19 protein-coding genes and 1 tRNA gene are annotated in these 18680 nt (G+C 66.9%); 10 read left to right on the plus strand and 10 right to left on the minus strand.

The genetic code is table 11. The features are described from left to right. Positions 1–27 precede the first annotated feature (27 nt). Positions 28–2529: an ABC transporter permease gene (locus VGT77_RS08890; protein ID WP_327461670.1), complete on the minus strand. Its 2502-nt coding sequence runs from the start codon at positions 2527–2529 to the stop codon at positions 28–30. After that, positions 2526–3230: an ABC transporter ATP-binding protein gene (locus VGT77_RS08895; RefSeq protein ID WP_327461672.1), complete on the minus strand. Its 705-nt coding sequence runs from the start codon at positions 3228–3230 to the stop codon at positions 2526–2528. The genes VGT77_RS08890 and VGT77_RS08895 overlap by 4 nt, the downstream gene beginning before the upstream one ends. Here VGT77_RS08895 and VGT77_RS08900 point away from each other — a divergent pair. Continuing rightward, positions 3229–3957: an arylesterase gene (locus VGT77_RS08900; protein ID WP_414713375.1), complete on the plus strand. Its 729-nt coding sequence runs from the start codon at positions 3229–3231 to the stop codon at positions 3955–3957. The genes VGT77_RS08895 and VGT77_RS08900 overlap by 2 nt on opposite strands. Before the next feature lie 61 nt (positions 3958–4018). Here the strand turns inward: VGT77_RS08900 and VGT77_RS08905 are convergent. Then, positions 4019–4095, minus strand: a tRNA-Arg gene (locus VGT77_RS08905). A 59-nt stretch (positions 4096–4154) separates the two neighbouring features. Here VGT77_RS08905 and VGT77_RS08910 point away from each other — a divergent pair. The 3 genes from VGT77_RS08910 (at position 4155) to VGT77_RS08920 (ending at position 5703) form a co-directional block, all read left to right on the plus strand. Continuing rightward, positions 4155–4901, plus strand: a complete 747-nt coding sequence (locus tag VGT77_RS08910; protein WP_327461676.1) for a queuosine precursor transporter — start codon at positions 4155–4157, stop codon at positions 4899–4901. Beyond that, on the plus strand, positions 4898–5215 hold the full coding sequence (locus VGT77_RS08915) for a hypothetical protein (protein ID WP_327461678.1): 318 nt from the start codon (positions 4898–4900) through the stop codon (positions 5213–5215). Before VGT77_RS08910 ends, VGT77_RS08915 begins: the two co-directional genes overlap by 4 nt. Positions 5216–5283: 68 nt before the next feature. Continuing rightward, a complete protein-coding gene (locus VGT77_RS08920; protein ID WP_327461680.1) occupies positions 5284–5703 on the plus strand; it encodes a hypothetical protein in 420 nt (139 codons plus the stop codon). Between the two features lie 115 nt (positions 5704–5818). Here VGT77_RS08920 and purQ read toward each other — a convergent pair whose 3' ends face one another. The 5 genes from purQ to VGT77_RS08945 all read right to left on the minus strand — a co-directional run bounded on the left by purQ (position 5819) and on the right by VGT77_RS08945 (position 10223). Further along, complete coding sequence (gene purQ / locus VGT77_RS08925; RefSeq protein ID WP_327461682.1) at positions 5819–6487, minus strand: phosphoribosylformylglycinamidine synthase subunit PurQ; 669 nt, start codon at positions 6485–6487, stop codon at positions 5819–5821. Beyond that, a complete protein-coding gene (gene purS, locus VGT77_RS08930) occupies positions 6484–6714 on the minus strand; it encodes a phosphoribosylformylglycinamidine synthase subunit PurS (RefSeq protein ID WP_327461684.1) in 231 nt (76 codons plus the stop codon). Before purS ends, purQ begins: the two co-directional genes overlap by 4 nt. 61 nt (positions 6715–6775) lie before the next feature. Next, positions 6776–8110: a surface lipoprotein assembly modifier gene (locus VGT77_RS08935; protein ID WP_327461686.1), complete on the minus strand. Its 1335-nt coding sequence runs from the start codon at positions 8108–8110 to the stop codon at positions 6776–6778. Next, positions 8110–9288 carry a transferrin-binding protein-like solute binding protein gene (locus VGT77_RS08940; RefSeq protein WP_327461688.1) on the minus strand — a complete coding sequence of 393 codons (1179 nt, stop codon included), beginning with the start codon at positions 9286–9288 and terminating at the stop codon, positions 8110–8112. Before VGT77_RS08940 ends, VGT77_RS08935 begins: the two co-directional genes overlap by 1 nt. Positions 9289–9380: 92 nt before the next feature. Then, entirely contained in the window at positions 9381–10223 is an 843-nt protein-coding gene (locus VGT77_RS08945; protein ID WP_327461690.1) for an arylamine N-acetyltransferase family protein, read from the minus strand. 220 nt (positions 10224–10443) lie between these two features. On the opposite strand from VGT77_RS08945, the gene VGT77_RS08950 reads away from it, so the two are divergent. From VGT77_RS08950 to VGT77_RS08975, 6 genes are all read left to right on the plus strand, one after another. Further along, positions 10444–12048 carry a choline dehydrogenase gene (locus VGT77_RS08950; RefSeq protein ID WP_327461692.1) on the plus strand — a complete coding sequence of 535 codons (1605 nt, stop codon included), beginning with the start codon at positions 10444–10446 and terminating at the stop codon, positions 12046–12048. Then, complete coding sequence (dctA, locus tag VGT77_RS08955; protein WP_414713376.1) at positions 12045–13391, plus strand: C4-dicarboxylate transporter DctA; 1347 nt, start codon at positions 12045–12047, stop codon at positions 13389–13391. Before VGT77_RS08950 ends, dctA begins: the two co-directional genes overlap by 4 nt. A 47-nt stretch (positions 13392–13438) precedes the next feature. Further along, positions 13439–14149, plus strand: coding sequence for a response regulator transcription factor (locus tag VGT77_RS08960; RefSeq protein WP_327461694.1), 711 nt, complete (start codon positions 13439–13441; stop codon positions 14147–14149). Beyond that, the gene (locus tag VGT77_RS08965; protein WP_327461696.1) at positions 14146–15456 is read left to right on the plus strand and encodes an ATP-binding protein; all 1311 of its coding nucleotides are present in this window, start codon (positions 14146–14148) and stop codon (positions 15454–15456) included. Before VGT77_RS08960 ends, VGT77_RS08965 begins: the two co-directional genes overlap by 4 nt. An 83-nt stretch (positions 15457–15539) precedes the next feature. After that, the gene (locus VGT77_RS08970; RefSeq protein WP_327461698.1) at positions 15540–16244 is read left to right on the plus strand and encodes a carbonic anhydrase; all 705 of its coding nucleotides are present in this window, start codon (positions 15540–15542) and stop codon (positions 16242–16244) included. Beyond that, the gene (locus VGT77_RS08975) at positions 16241–17770 is read left to right on the plus strand and encodes a SulP family inorganic anion transporter (RefSeq protein ID WP_414713377.1); all 1530 of its coding nucleotides are present in this window, start codon (positions 16241–16243) and stop codon (positions 17768–17770) included. Before VGT77_RS08970 ends, VGT77_RS08975 begins: the two co-directional genes overlap by 4 nt. Before the next feature lie 68 nt (positions 17771–17838). Here the strand turns inward: VGT77_RS08975 and VGT77_RS08980 are convergent, their stop codons facing one another. Further along, a complete protein-coding gene (locus VGT77_RS08980; protein WP_327461699.1) occupies positions 17839–18507 on the minus strand; it encodes a response regulator transcription factor in 669 nt (222 codons plus the stop codon). Continuing rightward, positions 18508–18636 (minus strand): hypothetical protein, encoded by a 129-nt coding sequence (locus VGT77_RS08985; protein WP_327461701.1) that lies wholly within the window; start codon positions 18634–18636, stop codon positions 18508–18510. Positions 18637–18680: the final 44 nt, after the last annotated feature.

Genomic DNA, 18680 nt, shown 5'->3' on the forward strand with positions numbered 1-18680 from the left:
CCGTTGGCCCGGTTGGCGGACGCTCGCCTAAACGGTGCGCAGCGCCTGGGCGGGCTTGGCGGAGAGCAGCGGCAGTGAGCCGATCAGGCCGATGCCGAGGGTCAGGATCGCGCCGCCGGCGAGTGTCAACAGCACCGTCGGCCAGTCGGGCGCCCAGCCAAACTCGAACAATTGCACGATGACCACCCAGGCGGCGGCGAGGCCCAATGCGAGGGCAATGGCGGCGAGCAGGCTCGCTAGGAGCGCATATTCAAGCGCCTGGGCGCCGAGCACTTGTGCCCGCGTCGCGCCCAGCACACGCAGCACGACACTGTCATAGGCGCGGGATTGGCGCGAAGCGGCGATGGCGCCGACCAGCACCGCGATTCCGGCCAGGATTGCGACCGAGGCGGAGAGCAGGATCGCGGTCGCCATCTGGTCGAGCACGGTCTTCACCTGGCCGATCACTTCGCCGACGGGGATCACCGAGGCGGAGGGGAAGGCGCGGACAAGGGAGCGGGCGACGGCGCCCTCCCTGGCAGGGTCCATGGTGATGGTGGCGGTGAGCGTGTGCGGCGCGCCGGCGAGCGCGGAGGGCGCAAACACCATGATGTAGTTGAAGCCCATCGTTTCCCAATGAATGTCGCGGAGCGAGGCGATGCGCGCCTCGATCTCGCGGCCGAGCACGGAGACGGTGAGCATGTCGCCGACCTTCAGGCCCATCACCTGCGCCGCTTCCCGGTCGAGCGAGACGAGCGGCGGGCCCCGATAGTCGCGCGGCCACCATTTGCCCGCAGTGACGGTCGAGCCTTCGGGAGGCACGGCGCTGTAGGTGACCCCGCGCTCGCCGCGCAGGAACCAGGCGCCTTCGGGCAGGGTCTTGAGGTTGGCGACGCGCTGACCGCCATAGGCGACGATGGTGCCGCGGAGCGCGGGGACAATATTGAGCTGGGCTCGCGGCGCTTGCGTGCGGACGGCGGCGACGAAGCGCTCGCGCTCGGTCGCGGGAATGTCGAGCACGAACTGGTTGGGCGCCTTGGCGGGCACGGTGCGGGTGATCTCGGCGGTCAGACTCGTCTGGATCGCGGCCAGGGTGACGAATAGAGTCAAAGCGAGGCCGAGCGCGATCACAAGCGCCACCGTCTGCGCGCCAGGGCGGTGGAGATTGGCGAGCGCAAGGCGGAGCAGCGGCCGCTTGGGACGCGGAGCGGAGCGGGCGGCACGCCGAACCAGCCAACCGAGCGCCATCAGCAGCACCAGCGTGCCGGCGACGGCGCCGAGCACCGACGCGGCGAAGAGCGGCTCGCGCGCCGTGCCGACCGCCAGCGCGACGATGAGGAGGCCCGCGGCGGCGACCTGCGCGAGAGTGGCGAGCGGAAGCCGACCGCCGCTTTCGACGACAGTGCGGAACTGGGCGGCGGCAGGCAGCGCCTTGGCGCGGGCAAGCGGCGGCAGCGCGAAGGCAAGCGCGATCAGCAGGCCGTAAGCGGCGCTCACGGCGAGCGGCACGGGGAAGATGCCGGCCTCCGGGCTGACCGGCAGCAGGTCGCCGATTGCGATTACCACCAGCACCGGCAGCGCTGCGCCGATTGCGAGGCCGAGCAGGATCGCCGCGCCGGCGACGGCGGCGACTTGCAGCAGATAGATGCGGGCGACATCGCGCGAGGTGGCGCCGAGGATCTTGAAGGTGGCGATGCCGTCACGCTTGGAGATCAGATAAGAGGCGACGCCGTTCGAGACGCCGATGCCGGCGATCACCAGCGCGGACAGACCGATTAGCGACAGGAACTGGCCCATGCGCTCGAAGAAGCGGCTCGCGCCCGGCGCGGCACGGTCCCGGTCGCGATAGGTGGAGCTGGCGGACGGGAATGCTTTCTTCAGCCGGGCAGTGGCCTCGGCGGGGGCGATGCCGGGCTTGAGCGCGATGCGGTATTTGGACGTGTAGAGGCTGCCTGGCAGCAGCAGGTTGGCGCGACGGAGTCCCTCCAGCGAGACGATGGCGACGGGGCCCAGGGTGAAGCCTTCGCCGACGCGGTCGGGCTCTTCCTCGATCAGCGCGCGGACTCGGAAGGTCGCGTCGCCATAGGTGACGGTGCTGCCGGGGCGGAGGCCGAGCCGGTCGGCCAGGGCCTGATCGATGAGCACTTCATTGGGCGCGAGCGCGGACACCCGTGGCCGCGTTACGAGGTCTCCATAAAGCGGATAGGCGTCATCGACCCCTTTCAGCTCGGTAAGGATCGCATTGTCCCCTGCCCCACGCGCCATGGCGCGGGTGCGGACGGTCTCGCTGAGGCGGCCGAGCGCGCGAAAGGCGGCTTTCTCCCGGGCGCTCGCCTCGCGCTGGGACATGGCGATCTCGATGTCGCCGCCCAGCAGGGTCTGGCCGCGGGCGGCGAGTTCCTGAGTGATCGACGCCGTCAGGCTGCCGATCGCTGCCAGCGTGGTGACGCCCAGCAGCAGGCAGACGAAGATCAGCCGCAGCCCACGGAAGCTGCCGTTCAGGTCGCGGCGCGCAATTGCCCAGGCAGCGCCCCAACCGAGGCCGCTCATGCGGCGCGGTCCGCGGCGAGGCTGTCAGACACGATCAAACCATCGCGCATCTGCAGCACGCGCTCGCAGCGCTTAGCGAGCGCGGGATCATGAGTGATGATGACGAGCGTGGCGTTCGCCGCCTGTTTCCGCGCAAAGAGCAGGTCGACGATCGAGGCGCTGGTCGCGGCGTCGAGATTGCCGGTCGGCTCGTCGGCGAAGATGATCGCCGGCCCCGGCGCGACCGCGCGCGCGATGGCTACGCGCTGCTGCTCGCCGCCCGACAGCTGCGCCGGATAGTGCGTCAGGCGATGACCGAGCCCGACCGCCTCCAGCTCACGCGCTGCGCGATCGAAGGCGTCGTCCACGCCGTCCAGTTCAAGCGGCACGGCGACATTCTCATGCGCGGTCATGGTCGGCAGCAGGTGAAAACTCTGCAACACGATGCCGATGCGACCGCGCCGGGCGCGGGCGAGCGCATCCTCGTCCAGACTGTCGAAGCGCGTGCCGGCGACATGGACTTCACCGGTGCTGGCGCGCTCAAGGCCCGACAGGATCGCCATCAGCGACGACTTGCCCGAGCCCGAGGGGCCGAGCACGGCGACACTCTCGCCGCGCCGGACGGTCAGGTCGATTCCCTTCAGGATTTCGACGGGCGCCGCTGCCGTGCCCAGCTTGAGCGTGACATTGCGGGCCTGGATGGCGATATCGGCGGCAGTCATGAAGGGAGGCTCGTCCTTGTCGTTTCGCCTGCGCTCATATGGGGCGGCCCTAATCTTCGTCCAGCTTGCCGGCTGCGGTGAACGTGACGCTTCGACCAACGACGTGGCGGCGCCGGCGGTCGCTGCTCCCCCGCCTGCTCCGTTGCAAGCGCCGAAGCGCGAAGGCAAACTGGTCCTGGCATTCGGCGACAGCCTTTATGCCGGCTATGGCGTGGCGCAGGGAGAGAGCTTTCCGGCCGAGCTCGAAAAGGCGCTGAACAAGGCGGGCGTGGCGGCGACGGTGCACAATGGCGGCGTTTCCGGCGACACGACCGCAGCCGGCCGCCAGCGCTTGGCTTTCACGCTCGACGGGCTGCCGCGAAAGCCGGACCTGGTGGTGCTGGGCCTGGGCGGCAACGACATGTTGCGCGGCCTGCCGGTCAAGGAGACCGAAGCCAATCTGCGCGCAATGCTGGACGAGCTGAGGAAGCGGAACATTCCCTTGATTCTGACCGGCATGCTCGCCGCGCCGAACATGGGCCGCGACTATGCCGACCGCTTCAACGCGCTCTATCCTGCGCTGGCGAAAGAATATGGCGCGGGGCTCTACCCCTTCTTCCTGGATGGCGTGGTGACAGACGCGGCGCTGATGCTGCCCGATCGAATACATCCCAACGCAGCGGGGATCGACCGGGTGGTCGAAAGGATGGCGCCGATCGTCGCGGAGCGGCTGCGCGCCGGCGGCTAGGGCCGGCCGATTGCTCCGCTTTTCCCGCTCTCCACAGGGAGAGTAGTTCGAAATAGCCCATTGGCGCGCCCGGCAGGATTCGAACCTGCGGCCCCAAGCTTAGAAGGCTCGTGCTCTATCCAACTGAGCTACGGGCGCGCACGGGCCTCCCATAGCGCGGCTTGTGCGGGTGCGAAACGGCGATACTGTGCGCCGCCATGAGTGAAGGGGCAGAGGGAGTGCGCGCGGTCGATGCGCGGGCGCTCGCGGGCACGCATTTCCGCTATTTCGATTTCGTAATGGCCGCGTTCGTGGCGATCATCCTGCTGTCGAACGTGCTCGGCGCCGGCAAGGTCGCCGAGATCATGCTGCCGGGCATCGGCCCTTGGCCGTTCGGCGCCGGCATCCTCTTCTTCCCCGTCTCCTATGTGATCGGCGACGTGCTGACCGAAGTCTATGGCTATGCGCGCGCCCGGCGCGTGATCTGGACGGGCACGGCAGCCTTGCTGTTCATGGCCTTCATGTCCTGGGTGGTGGTGGCGCTGCCCCCCGCGCCCAGTTGGGGCAACCAGGCGGCTTACGAGGCGATCTTCGGGCAAGTGCCGCGGATCGTCTTCGCATCGATCGCGGCATTTTGGGCGGGCGAGTTCGTCAACGCCTTCGTGCTCGCGCGGATGAAAATTTGGACCGGCGGCCGGCATCTCTGGTCGCGCACGATCGGCTCGACCGTTGCCGGGCAGGGGATCGACAGCCTGATCTTCTACCCGCTCGCCTTCTGGGGCGGCGCCGGCTGGACCACGGAGCTGGTGCTGCAGGTGATGGTCACGCAATGGGTGCTGAAGGTCGCCTGGGAAGTGATCCTGACGCCGGTCACCTATGCGGTGGTCGGCTTTCTGAAGCGGCGCGAGGGCGTCGACGTCTATGACGAGGGCACCGACTTTACCCCCTTTGCCGCCCGCATATGAGCCCCTTGCAGAACGTCAAATGGATGCTCGTCGAGCATCTGCACCTGTCGAAGGATTCGCTGCACATCTATGTGGCGCTGACCCTGTTCCTCGGCAGCGCGATGCTGCTGCGCTGGCCGATCAAGGGTTGGCGGCCCTGGCTGCTGGTGCTCGCCGCTGCCCTTGCCGGTGAGGCATGGGATCTGCGCGACAGCATCGTCTACGGCACGCGCCTGTATCTACTCGCGAACCTGAAGGACGTGCTGAACACGATCCTGTGGCCGACCGTGCTGATGCTGCTTGCCCGCCACACCCGCGTGCTGAAGCGGGGCTAAGGACAATCCCGGATAGCTCGCCGCGACCGGCGGCAGGACAATGCTCCCGTTGAACAAGGAGTAGGGGCATGTCTTTTCAGTCACCGTCCGCAATATTCGACGCTGCGAAGTCGGCGGCGTTGCCGCTGAGGCGCAACCGCGCGGAGCGGGTGTTCGATCTTCACCCCGCCTTGCACGTCGCGATGTTCGCCGGCTTTGGCCTGTTCCTCGCCATCCTCGCCGCCGGGCTGATGAGCCATGAGCTGTCGCTGCCGATGGCGATCTGCTTCGTGTTCCTGGCCGCGGCCTTCGCCACGCCCGCTGCCTGGGCGCGCGTCGCCGGTCAGCAGGAGGGCCGCAAGCAGAGCTGGGCCGAGTTCATGGAGGAAGGTGTCGAAACGGCGACCGGTCGCCTGGGGGGCGGCGAGGCGATCGTCCAGGTGCTGATCCTGCCGGCGCTGCTGGTGCTGTGGGCGCTCGCGATCATTGCCATCAAGGCGGCGGTCTGATCAGGCGCAACTCGAACCCTCGTCATTCCCGCGAGCGTGGGAACCCAGGAGTGAAGGGAAGAAGAGCTGGGTCCCCGCTTTCGCGGGGATGACGAACCCAATGTCGAGTTGCGGTCTATGCCCCGACAGTCTCCAGCAGGCCTTCGAACAGGCGGCGCCCGTCGGTGCCGCCATGGGCCGCTTCGACCTTGCGCTCCGGGTGCGGCATCATGCCGAGCACATTGCCCTGGGCGTTCAGAATGCCGGCGATGTTGCGGGCGGAGCCATTGCACGCCTCGGCATAGCGGAAGGCGACGCGGCCTTCGCCTTCCAGCCGGTCCAGCGTCTCATCGTCGGCGAAGTAATTGCCATCATGGTGCGCGACCGGAATGGTGATCGTCTCCCCGGCGTCGTAGCGGCTGGTGAAGGCGGACTGGGCGTTCTCGACTGTCAGCTGCACGTCGCGGCAGATGAAGTTGAGGTTCGCGTTCCGCATCAGCGCGCCCGGCAGCAGCCCCGCCTCGGTCAGCACCTGGAAGCCGTTGCACACGCCCAGCACCGGCACGCCGCGATCGGCCGCTTTCGCCACCGCGTCCATGATCGGGCTGCGCGCCGAGATGGCTCCGGTGCGCAAGTAATCGCCATAGGAAAAGCCGCCGGGCAGCGCGACCAGCCCAGTGCCGTCCGGCAGCTCGGTGTCGCGGTGCCAGACCATGGCGGGTGCGCGGCCGGTCACCTGCTCTATCGCGACGGCCAGGTCCCGGTCGCAGTTGGAGCCGGGGAAGACGATGACCGCGCTCTTCATTGCCGCTCAACCCGGAAATTCTCGATGACGGTGTTGGCGAGAAGCTTGGTGCACATCGCCTCGATATCGGCATCGGAGGTGCCGTCCGCCAGGTCGAGTTCGATCATCTTGCCCTGGCGCACATCGTTGACGCCCTGAAAGCCCAGGCCCTCCAGCGCGTGGTGGATCGCCTTGCCTTGCGGATCGAGGACGCCGTTCTTCAGGGTGACGAACACGCGCGCTTTCATCTGTCTACCTCTGGCTGGAACTGGCGGCTCTATGGTCTCGCCGGTCCAAAGCCGCAACCCGTCAGAAGAAGCGGGCGAGCGCGAAGCGGAAGCGGTGCCTGTCGGAATCGTAGAAGGCGTAGTTCGACCCGATATGGGTGTAGCTGTAGGTGACCGAGGGCGAGAAGCCGAGCACGCGGGTCTTGCGGCTGCCGAGATAGGCGCGGGCGGTGATGCGGGTGTCGCGGCGCTTGTCGTCCGAGAAGAGCTCGATCGGCGCATCGAAGCGCGCAAAGGACACGCCTCCCGAAACGCCGGCATTGATGCCGTGCGGGAGTTCGCCGCCAACGCCGGCATTGATGCCGAACTCGCTGTTCGAGAGCGCGTCGGAACGGACGGATTCGCGGCGGATGAAGGCGCTGGCAGACGCGATCATCGTCTTGGCGACGACCCGCTCATAAGTGCCATAGGCGCCATACTGCCAGCCGTCATAGCTGGTGCCGAACCCGGATTCGGTGCGGCGGGCATCCAGCTGCACGCCGATACGCTGCCCCTGATCGAGGAAGCTGGTCAGGCCCGTCTTGACGCCGATCTGCTGCTGCGCGGTTTTGCCGCCGAACCAGCGCTGCAGCCCGACTGCCTGAACGGTCACCGCCGTCCTGGCGCTGAGCTTCCATTCCGGCCCGACCGCGAGTTGGAGCATATAATCGTCGAAATCATCGTCTTCGTAATGGGTGAACTGGCCGTCCCCATCGACCAGCAGGGCAAGCTTGTCGCTCTGCTTGAAGCGCAGCCCGCCCGAGAAGCTGCCGGTCAGGCCCAGGCCCGAACGCGGCTTGGCGTCTTCGTTCAGCGCAAAGGGCACGCGGTTATTGGGGCTGACCAGCAGGTCGACCTGTTCCGCCGATGTGGCGTTATTGATGTTGGTGTCGGGCGCCAGGCCGAAGTCGAAGCGGAAGTTCCACACTCGCTGGTCGCGGATGATGCCGCGCGTGGAGCGGATCGTGGCGGCGATCTCGGGCGGCAGGCGCTTGTCCTGCGAAGCCAGGCGGAAATGATGATCGGCGGCGCTCTGGTCGCCGTCCATCAGCAGCGCGCGGGCGAGTTCGAGGCGAACCCGCGTCTGCGATGGGTCGATCGCCAGCGCGGCGCGGAACTCGGCGATGGCCTGCTTCACCTGGCCAGTCTCGATCGCGACATAGCCGGTGAGGAAATGGCGCTCCATCTGCCTGCCCGGCACCTGCTCCAGCGCCGCGATCAGCGGCCGGGCGGCATCGAACTCGCGGGCCAGGACCAACTTTTCGGCCGTGGCCAGCAGCTCGTCGCCGGTCAGCCGGGCCGTGCAGAGACCCGCCGCATCGCAGGCAGGCGCGGGGCTCGTGGCGGCTTGCGCCGCCAGGAGCAATGCGGCGAACATTATTTGATGCCGGTAAAGGCGCCGAGAATGTCGATGCGCTGGTCCGGGGTGCCGCCGACGATGCGGAAGCCGCCGCCGACCTCGGCCGCGGCGGGTCCGAAGAAGGCGCCATCGATGCTGGAGCCGGCGATGGTAACATTGTTGCCCGCGCCGAACGACGCCGCCGTGAACTGGCCCAGGAAGCCGCCGCCATTGACCAGGTCGACGCGGCCCGCGCCGGTCGCGGTGAAGGTGGCGCCGGCGCCCAGCACCGTCTGCTTGCTGGTAAAGGCGTCATATTGCGGCGCGAAGGTGGTGCCGGTCAGGTCAAGCGTGAAGCTGCTGGCGCCGAAGTCGACCGTGGTCTTGCTGCGCCCTTCGATCCACTGGAAGTAGGTCGGCGCGTTGTTCACGCTGTCGCGTAGCGGATTATAGACCATGGTTGCGACCATCGCCCCGTTATAGGTGGCGCTGCCGGTGCGCGGCACGGCGTCGATATCGGTTCGCTCGCCATAGGCGAAAGCAGCGCGCTCCAGCGTATTGTTCTGGAGGATGCGGCTGCCGCCACCGGGCAGAATCTCTTCGACGATGGCGGTGTTGTTGCGCACATAGCCCGCGAAGGTGACGTATTTCGTCTCGGTGCCGGGCTTCTGATAAAAGAAGGAGACGTTGTTGTAGATGCCGGTGGGGTCGCCGACTGGCACCATGTCCGTCTGTGCCGGATCGAAGCGGACCGGCTCCTTGCGCGCTCCCGCCTGGAGATACTGGATGCCGCCTGCGGAGAGGCGCGGCACGCCCACCTGCGGCTCGCGCAGGCCGCCGAAATCAGTGCGGTGCAGCGGGTCCTGGAAGCGCAGCGTCTGGTTCACATTGGCGTTCGGCGCGACGATCTTGACCTCGAAGATCGCGTCCCGCGGATTATAGTCGACGGTGATGCCGCTGTTGCGGGCGGTGGAGCCGTCGCCGGCGTAAAGCTGCCCAGTCTGGGCATTCCCGCCCGTCTGGGTTGTGTAGGCATAGCTGTGCACGCCGCCAATCGCCGAATAGGTCTTCTGCACCGTCGGCGCGACGAAGCTGTGACTGTTCGACGGGCTCTGCGGCGCACCGGCGGGCGCGGCGTTGCTGCCCACCGACTGCGGCCCCGCGCCCCCGCACGCGGCGAGAGTGACGATCGGGGCAAGAAGCACGAGTTTACGCATGAGCCGTCCTTCGGAAAGAAGTTCGGCGGCAGGCTTAAGGTCGACTTGGTTAAAACCCCTTAAAACGACGCGAACAAAATCGTCATGGGCGGCTAGCTTGCAGTTTCCATTGGAGCGAGGAACCCGCCAGCCGGCGCGGCGGCGATGCGCGCCCAGAGCGCAGGCAGATCCGGCACGTCGACGTCGAAACGCTCGCGGGCGATGTGCGCCAGCTCGTCCGGTCCCGCGATCTCCCGCTCCTGCTTGCCTTGCGCGTTCACCGTCATGTGCGCCCGGCCGACAATCGCCTCCAGCCGATCGGCGAAATTGCGCTGAAGGATGGCGTTCCGCACGAAGGGCGAACTGGCGTCGGTCTGAAGCCAGACGCAGCGTTCGTCAAGCAGGGCAGGATCATCGACGGCGAGGTTGAAATCCATCGAAGGCGGCGGAATGTCGGGATGATTGCGGAAACGCCACCAGCCTCCGTCCAGCCGCTCGAACGCGAAGCGCCGCCAGCCGTGGCGGATCGGACCTTCCGCGATCGGCACCGGCTCCATAAGCCCCATTGAAGGGTCGGCGACGTAAAGCTGGTCAAGCTCGACAACGGGAACGAGATGGTTGCCGACAGCCGCCTGGCCGGCCGCTTCCCGCATCACCGCGCCGGCCAGGCGCCGCACGCGAAAGCCGACGCCTTCAAGCATCCAGGCGAACAGCCCGTTATACTCGTAACACCAGCCGCCGCGCCGCTGCTCGAGAAATTTGACATAGGCAGCACGCGGATCGCGAGTCACGCGGCGGCCGAGCTGCACGTCGAAATTTTCGTAAGGCAACCCTTCGGCGTGAAGCCGATTGAGCGCCGCCAGCGTCTCGAAATCGGGGCGGGGCCGACCTGAAAACCCGATCCGCGCAAGATAGGCGGCAAGTTGGGTTGGACTGGGAAGCGAAAGGTTGATCATTGCGCGCTTCTTTCTTGGTCTCCGCTGCGCCATGACGAGCAGCAAGCGACGAACTCGGCTTCGCGAGCGACGGCGCTACATTGGAACGCGCCATCAGCCTGTCTCCGCAGGCGAAGGACACTTCTAGCGGGCGTGGTGTTCCCGGTAGCGGCGGGGCGCCACTTCGATGGAACCTTCAAGCTCGGTTGCGGAAGCCGCTGCTGACTGCGATGTAAGCGCAGTGGCGACTGACTATGATTTCCTGATCGTCGGGGCGGGTAGCGCCGGGTGTGTGCTCGCCAACCGGCTCTCGGCGGATCCGAACGCGCGCGTGCTGCTGCTGGAGGCGGGCGGGCGCGACAAGGGGGCGATGTTCCACATGCCCGCCGGCATCGCGCAGATCCTACCGCCGGAAAAGCAGCACAAGGCCAACTGGAATTACTGGACCGAGCCGCAGCGCCATCTGAACGGGCGCCGCCTTTATTGGCCGCGCGGGCGGGCGCTTGGCGGCTCCTCCTCGATCAACGGCATGGTCTATATCCGCGGCCATGCGAGCGACTATGATCGCTGGGCGCAGCTTGGCTGTACCGGCTGGGGCTGGGACGATGTCCTGCCCTATTTCAGGCGCGCCGAACGGTCGGAGCGGGGCGCCTGCGACGTGCATGGCGGCGAGGGGCCGCTCCACACCTCGATCCGCCGCCTCGACAATCCGCTGATCGATGCATTCCTTGAGGCCGCCGAGCAGACGGGCATTTCCCGAACAGACGACTTCAACGGGTTGCAGCTGGAAGGCGCCGGCATCTACGACTCGACAACCAGCAACGGTTGCCGCTGGTCGGCCGCGAAGGCCTATCTCGAACCGGCGCTGAAACGTCCCAATCTCGACGTGTGGACGGACGTGCTAGTCGAACGCGTGGTGTTCGACGGCAAACGGGCCAACGGCGTGGCGCTCAGGCGAAACGGCAAGACTCAGACCGTCGCCGCGCGAGAGGTTATTCTGTGCGGCGGCGCGATCAACTCGCCGCAATTGCTGATGCTGTCGGGCATCGGTCCGGCCGAGCATCTGCGCGATCATGGCATCGCCGTGGTGCACGACAGCCCCGACGTGGGCGGCAATCTGCAGGACCATCTCGATGTGATCCTGCAATGGCGCTGCACGCAGCAGGTGTCGCTGAACGCCAATGCGCGGCTGGTCGCCCAGATCGCGACCTTCGCGCAGTGGCTGTTCCGCAAGACGGGGCAAGGCAGCTACATCCCGACGCCGGCTGGCGCGTTCTTCTCGACCCGGACTGGCCTGGTCGCGCCCGACATCCAGATCCACTTCGTCGCCGCACTGGTGCCGCCGCACGGCCGCGGCGGCATGGAGCGGGAGCATGGCTTTCAAATGCATGTCTGCCAGCTTCGCCCCGAGAGCCGCGGCACCATCCGGCTGAAGGCACCCGAGCCGACCGCGCATCCGGCGATCGATCCCGACTATCTCTCCGCACCGGCCGATCTCGACACGTTGCTCGCGGCGATCGAGGTGACGAGGCGCATCGCCCAGGCGCCCGCCTTTGATGCCTATCGCGGACCGGAAGTGTGGCCAGGCGATCAGGTCCGCGACCGCGAGACAATGGTTTCGGCGGTCCGGGACTGGGCCGAGACCATCTATCACCCGGTCGGCACCTGCCGGATGGGCAGCGATCCGACGAGCGTGCTCGATCCCGAGCTGAAGGTACGCGGCGTCGAAGCGCTACGCGTCGTCGATGCTAGCGTGATGCCGGCGCTGATCACCGGCAACACAAACGCGCCCACCATGATGATCGCGGAAAAGGCGAGCGACATGATCCTGGCCGCGAAAAAATGATGCGCACGGCCGAGCCCGCCCGCCGGCGGCCCTGGTGGACACAGCTTTATGTGCAGGTGCTGGTCGCGATCGTCGCGGGCGCACTGGTCGGGCATTATTGGCCGCAGACCGGCGTCGCGCTGAAGCCGCTCGGCGATACCTTCATCAAGATCGTTAAGATGATCATCGCGCCGGTCATCTTCCTGACCATCGCGACCGGCATCGGGCGGATGCGGAGTCTCGGCACCGTCGGCTCCGTCGCGGCCAAGGCGTTCACTTACTTCATCGTTGTTTCCAGCTTCGCGCTGGTGTGGGGCCTGGTCGTCGCCAATGTCGTGCGGCCGGGCGCGGGCATGGCGGTCGATCCGGCGACGCTTAATGCCGGCGCCGTGTCCGGCTATGCCGCCAAGTCGCACGAGCTGACGCTGACCGGCTTCCTGCTCGACATCGTGCCCGAAACGTTCGTCGGCGCCTTCACCGGCGGCAACATCCTGCAGGTGCTGTTCGTGGCGATCCCGTTCGGCATTTCACTGGCGCTGATCGGCGCGCGGGCCGCGCCGGTGATGACCCTGCTCGACGCGCTGACCGACGCCTTCTTCACGCTCGTCTCGATCTTCATGCGAGCGGCGCCGATAGGAGCATTCGGCGCCTTCGCCTTCACCATCGGCCAATATGGCATCCGATCGGTGGTGAACCTGATCGCGCTGGTCGCGACCTTCTACACCACCTCGCTCGCCTTCGTGCTGATCGTGCTGGGCGGCATCGCGCTTGCCGCCGGCTTCTCGATCCTACGGCTGATCGCCTACCTGAAGGAAGAGCTGTTGCTGGTGTTCGGCACCTCCTCATCGGAAGCCGCGCTGCCGAGCCTGATGGAGAAGATGGAGCGCGCCGGCGTCGATGACAGCGTGGTCGGCATCGTCGTACCGACCGGCTACAGCTTCAACCTCGACGGCACCAACATCTACATGTCGCTGGCCAGTCTGTTCATCGCCCAGGCGCTCGGCATCGAACTGAGTCTGGGCGAGCAGCTCCTGCTGCTGGGCGTAGCGGTAATCAGCTCCAAGGGTGCTGCGGGCGTGACCGGCGCCGGCTTCATCACCCTGGCCGCAACTCTCTCGGTCGTGCCGAGCGTGCCGGTCGCCGGCATGGCGCTGATCCTTGGTGTCGACCGCTTCATGTCCGAATGCCGGGCGCTCACCAACTTCATCGGCAATGCGGTCGCCACCATCGTCGTCGCCAAGTGGCAGCGAGCGCTGAACACGGAGCGGCTTGCAGCGGCGCTGAGCGGAACGCCCGTGGCGCCGGTCGAGCATGCCCTTCCGGCGGCAGGCCCCGGATCGGCCGAGATCGTCAGGTTCGACTAGGCCCCGGTTGATCGTTCAGGTTGCCGCGTTACTAAGCTCTCCTGCCGATGACTGCTCCCAAGATCCTGCTGGTGGAAGACGATCCTGCGCTCCGCGCGCTGATGGTCCGCGCGCTCAAGGAAAACGGCTTTGCCGTGCAGGCGGCGGCCGCGGCGCCCGAAATGTGGGGGGCGCTGGAGCAGGGACCGGCCGATCTCGTGCTGCTGGACATCATGCTGCCCGGCACCAATGGCCTCGATCTTTGCCGACAGCTGCGCCAGCGCACCGATGCGCCGATCATTTTCGTGTCGGCCAAGGGCAGCGAGACCGACCGGGTGATCGGACTGGAGCTTGGCGCCGACGACTTCATTCCCAAGCCCTTCGGCACGCGCGAGCTTGTCGCCCGGGTGCGCGCCGTGCTGCGCCGTCCGCCACTCTCCGAAGCGCAGCGCAAGGACAGTCAGGGCGAGCTCGGCTTCGATGGCTGGACGATGAGCCTGCCCCGTCGCCAGCTCCGCTCCCCCACCGGCGCGATCGTCGAGCTGACCGGCGCCGAGTTCGACCTGCTCGTGACGCTTTGCGACAATGCCCAGCGAGTGATCGCGCGCGAACGCCTGATCGAACTCTCCCGCGCGCGGCTGGGCGACAGCTCCGATCGCAGCGTCGACGTGCTGGTCAGCCGGCTAAGGCGCAAGCTGTCCGGTTCCGGCAAGGAAGCGCCGATCCTCACCGTGCGCGGCGTCGGCTATATGCTGAACGTGCCCGTCGAGCGGCGATGAGCCTGCTCCGGCCTTCCGTCGGCCTGATCGGCAGGCTGATCGCCATTCTGCTGCTGACCGTCACGATCGAGTTCGGCATCTCCACCTTACTCTATGAGCGGGCAAGCCAGTTCTCGGTGCGCGAGGACGAGGCGCGCCGCTTGGCCGAGCATCTGATCATCTGCCGCCGGCTGGTGGTCGAGCGGCCGCCGGAGCAGCGGCCCGCCATGGCCGCTGAACTCACCACCGACCGCTATCTGGTACGCTGGAAACCGCAGGAGCCGAGCGTACCGAGGATCGCGCCGGCGGTCGATGGGATGCGCAAGCAGGTGATCGCCTGGGAGCCGTCGCTGCGCGAGAATGACGTGCGCATGTGGCTCGTCTCGCCGGGCCGCAAGTCCGTCGTGGCGGGTCTGATGCGACTGAACGACGGGTCCTGGCTTTACTTTCAGACCCTTCATCCACTCGACGGATTGAACCTCGCGGCCGAGCGCATTCTGCTCGCGCTGATCCCCGCGCTTGGCCTGGTGCTGCTGGCGGGGCTGCTGATGCGCGTCGTCCTGAAGCCGCTGAGACGGTTGGCGCTCGCCGCCGATCGGGTCGGGCATGGTCTCGAAGAACATGTCCCCGAGCAGGGACCGAACGAAGTCGTGACGGTGATCCGCGCCTTCAACAACATGCAGGAGCGCATCCACCAGTTGATCGAGAACCGCACCCAGGCGCTGGCGGCGGTCGGCCATGATTTCCGCACGCCGCTCGCCCGGCTGCGGCTGCGCGCCGAGAGCGTGGAGGACGGCGAGGCGCGGCGGGCGATCGAGCAGGACATCAGCGAGATGGAAGCGATGGTTGAGTCGCTGCTCGCCTATCTGGGCGGCGACAGCGATCCGGAGGCGGCTGCCTCGACCGACATTGCGGTGCTGTGCGCGACCCTGGCCGACGACGCAGCCGATCGCGGGTTCGACGTGCGCTACGAAGGTCCCCACCATCTGGAACTCGCCGTCAGGCCGCTGGGCCTGAAGCGGGCCATCTCCAACCTGATGGACAATGCGGTGCACCATGGCACCAGCGCCGTCGTGCGGGTCGAGGAGCGCACCGAAGAGGTCGAGATCATTGTCGAGGATAATGGTCCCGGATTGCCTGAAGACCAGCTGCAGGAAGTGCTGAAACCGTTTGTGCGCCTCGACACGGCCCGGCCTCGGGACACCGTCGGCTTCGGCCTCGGTCTGCCGATCGTCGCTCGGGCGGTTGAGGCGGAAGGTGGCACCTTCACTCTGGCGAATCGGCGCGAGGGCGGCCTCTCCGCGCGCATTTTGCTGCATCGCACCTAGCAACATTTCCTTACAAACCAGCCGAACGGCGGCAAAACTCGCGCTGTATCTGCACCGCTCCACCAGTGAAGGAGCTTGCAGCTGTGAACGAGCTGATCGGACGCGTTCTCGACTTCCAGCGGGAAGTTTTTCCAATCCGCTCAGATCTTTACGAGCGCCTCGCCACCAAGGGCCAGAGCCCCAAGGCGCTGATGATCTCCTGCGCCGATTCGCGCGTGGTGCCTGAAGAAATCATGCGGGCGCAGCCGGGCGACCTGTTCGTCTGCCGCAACGCCGGCAACATCGTGCCCCCTTATTCTCAGGCCAATGGCGGCGTGACCTCGACGGTCGAGTTCGCGGTCGAGGCGCTGGGCGTGCGCGATATCATCGTGTGCGGCCATTCCGATTGCGGCGCGATGAAGGGGCTGATGAACCCCGAGATCACGGCCAAGATGCCGAACGTCGCGGCGTGGTTGCGGCACAGCGCCGCGGCACGCCAGGTCGTCGAAGCCAATTATCCGGACCTCTCGCCCGAAGAGAAGCCGCGCGCGGCCGCGCTGGAGAATGTAGTGGTCCAGCTGACGCACCTGCGTACCCATCCCTCCGTCGCGGCCTGCATCGCGCGTGGCAAGCTGACGCTGCACGGCTGGTATTTCGACATTCAGCAGGGCGGTGTGCTGGCGCTGGACGGGCAGACCGGCCGCTTCCGCCGCATCGAACATGATCAGCCGATCCCGGTCGCGCTCGCGGCAGCCCCGCGGCGCGCGGCGGACATCGACGCGCCGGTCTATGCGGAGGCGGCCGAGTGACCGCCGCTATTCTCACGCCGGGCGTTTCGCGTCCGACCCTTGCATCGGCGCCGCGGGATTTCGCGGCATCGGTCGTCGTTTTCCTGGTTGCCATGCCGCTCTGCATGGGCATCGCCATTGCTTCGGGCGTGCCCCCGGAAAAGGGCCTGATCACCGGCATCATAGGCGGCATCGTGGTTGGTGCCCTGGCCGGCTCCCCGCTTCAGGTCAGCGGCCCGGCCGCGGGCCTTGCGGTCATCGTTTTTGAAATGGTGCGGGATCTGGGCCTGAGCGCGCTCGGTCCGATCCTGATCCTCGCCGGAGCGATCCAACTGATTGCCGGCGCGATGAAGCTTGGCGGCTGGTTCCGCGCCATTTCGCCGGCCGTGGTGCATGGCATGCTGGCCGGCATCGGCGTGCTGATCGTGGTCGGCCAATTCCACGTGCTGTTCGACCAGAAGCCCCTGCCCAGCGGCCTTGCCAACCTGTTCGCCATGCCGGGCCGGCTGGTCGGCCTGTCTCCGGATTCAAGCCTCGGCGCCACGGAGCTGGCTTTCGGCATCGGCCTGACCACCATCGCCGGCATGCTGCTCTGGGACAAGTTCAAGCCGCAGCCGCTGAAGCTTCTCCCCGGTGCGCTGACCGGCGTGCTTCTCGGCACCCTTGTCGCCTTCGCTTTCGGCCTGCCGGTCGCGCGCGTCGACGTGCCGGAGAATATCGTCAGCGCCATCGCCCCGCCCGCCGACCTGCTCGGCAGCTGGGCCAACCCCGCCATCCTGGTCGCGGCCGTGGCCATCGCTTTCATCGCCAGCGCCGAGACGCTGCTGTCGGCGGCCGCCGTCGACAAGATGCACAATGGCGTCCGCACCGACTATAACAAGGAATTGCGCGCGCAGGGCGTGGGCAACCTGCTGTGCGGTGCCGCCGGAGCCCTGCCAATGACCGGCGTGATCGTCCGCAGCTCCGCCAACGTGCAGGCCGGTGCGGCGACGCGCCTTTCGACCATCCTGCACGGCACCTGGATCCTCGGCTTTGTTGCCTTGCTACCCTGGATCCTGCGCGAGATCCCAATGGCTTCGCTCGCGGCAGTGCTGGTCGTGACGGGTTGGCGGCTGGTCCATGTCGGCCACGTCCGCAACCTGCTGCAGAGCTATGGTGTGCTGCCTGCCTTGATCTGGGGAGCGACCCTCGTTACGGTCGTGGCCGTCGACCTGCTAACCGGCGTGCTGGTCGGCATCGCGCTATCGATGCTGGAGGTTGTGCCCTATCTCCGCCGCCTCAAGCTGCGGGTGGAGCAAGCGCACGACGGCGAGGCCCATGCCATCCGTCTGCGCGGCGTGGCGAGCTTTCTGACCCTGCCGAAGCTCTCGGCCGTGCTGGAGGACTCGCCGCCTTCGAAGCCGGTCGAGATCGACGTCAGCGAACTCGAGGCGATCGACCACACCTCGGCCGAGATGGTCCGCGACTGGCTCCGCCGGCGCAAGGGCGCCGGTGCTCCGGTGTCGATCAAGGGCGCCGACCCGCGCCTCCCCGCGCTCACGGCCTAGGACCCCATCCCGAGGCCGGAGCCGGTCCGGCCCGGTCCCAGGGGGGCCGCGCCGGATCGTGTCTCAGATCACTCCGACAGCACCAGATCGGGGCGTGCCCGGAACGCCATCTTCAGCGCTTCCGGCAAGGTCCGCACGCCCAAGCGGTCGAACATCGTCGCGCGGTGCATTTCCACTGTTCGAACGCTCAGATCGAGCGCGATCGCCACTTCCTTGTTAGACTTGCCATCCGCCAGCAGGCCCAGCACGTCGCGTTCGCGGGGGGTAAGCGCCGACAGCCGGCGTTCCGCCTCGCTCCGTTCCCGCTCAAAATGCACGTCCTTGCCCAGTGCTTCGAAGCCGCGGTTAAGCGCTTCGATCAATACTCCGTCCTCGAATGGCTTCTCCAGAAAGTCTACCGCGCCCAGCTTCATCGCACGGACGGCCGTGGCGATGTCGCCATGGCCAGTCATCACGATGATAGGCAAGCGAAAGCGTCGCCGCGCCAGTTCCCCGATCACCTCCAGCCCATCGACATCGGGCATTCGCACATCGATCAGCGCACAGCCGGGCGCCAGATTGTCGGATTCGGCGAGGAAATCGCGGCCGTTCAGGAAGGGGCGGGGCAGAAAACCCGCCGTCTTCAAGAAGAAGCCCAAGGAACGCCGGACATCGCTTTCATCGTCCACCACATAGACGATCCGGTCTGGCGGCAGGTCTTCCGCCTTGTAGCCGATCGCTGATGGTGTGTCGTCCATTCAGATCCTTCTTCCCAGCGCCGCCTCGGCCGTGGCGCTTTCGAACTCCGCCAAGTCGATGGGCTTGTCGAGCCGCAGCCCGGCCTGCCCGTGATGGACCCAGCGGACCGTGGCCGTGAGAGTTCGCATGGATCCGCAACCGACCCGGATCTTGCGCCCGGGCAGCAGCCCCC

It is taken from the genome of Sphingomonas sp. (assembly GCF_035944535.1).
Taxonomy (GTDB): domain Bacteria; phylum Pseudomonadota; class Alphaproteobacteria; order Sphingomonadales; family Sphingomonadaceae; genus Sphingomonas_B.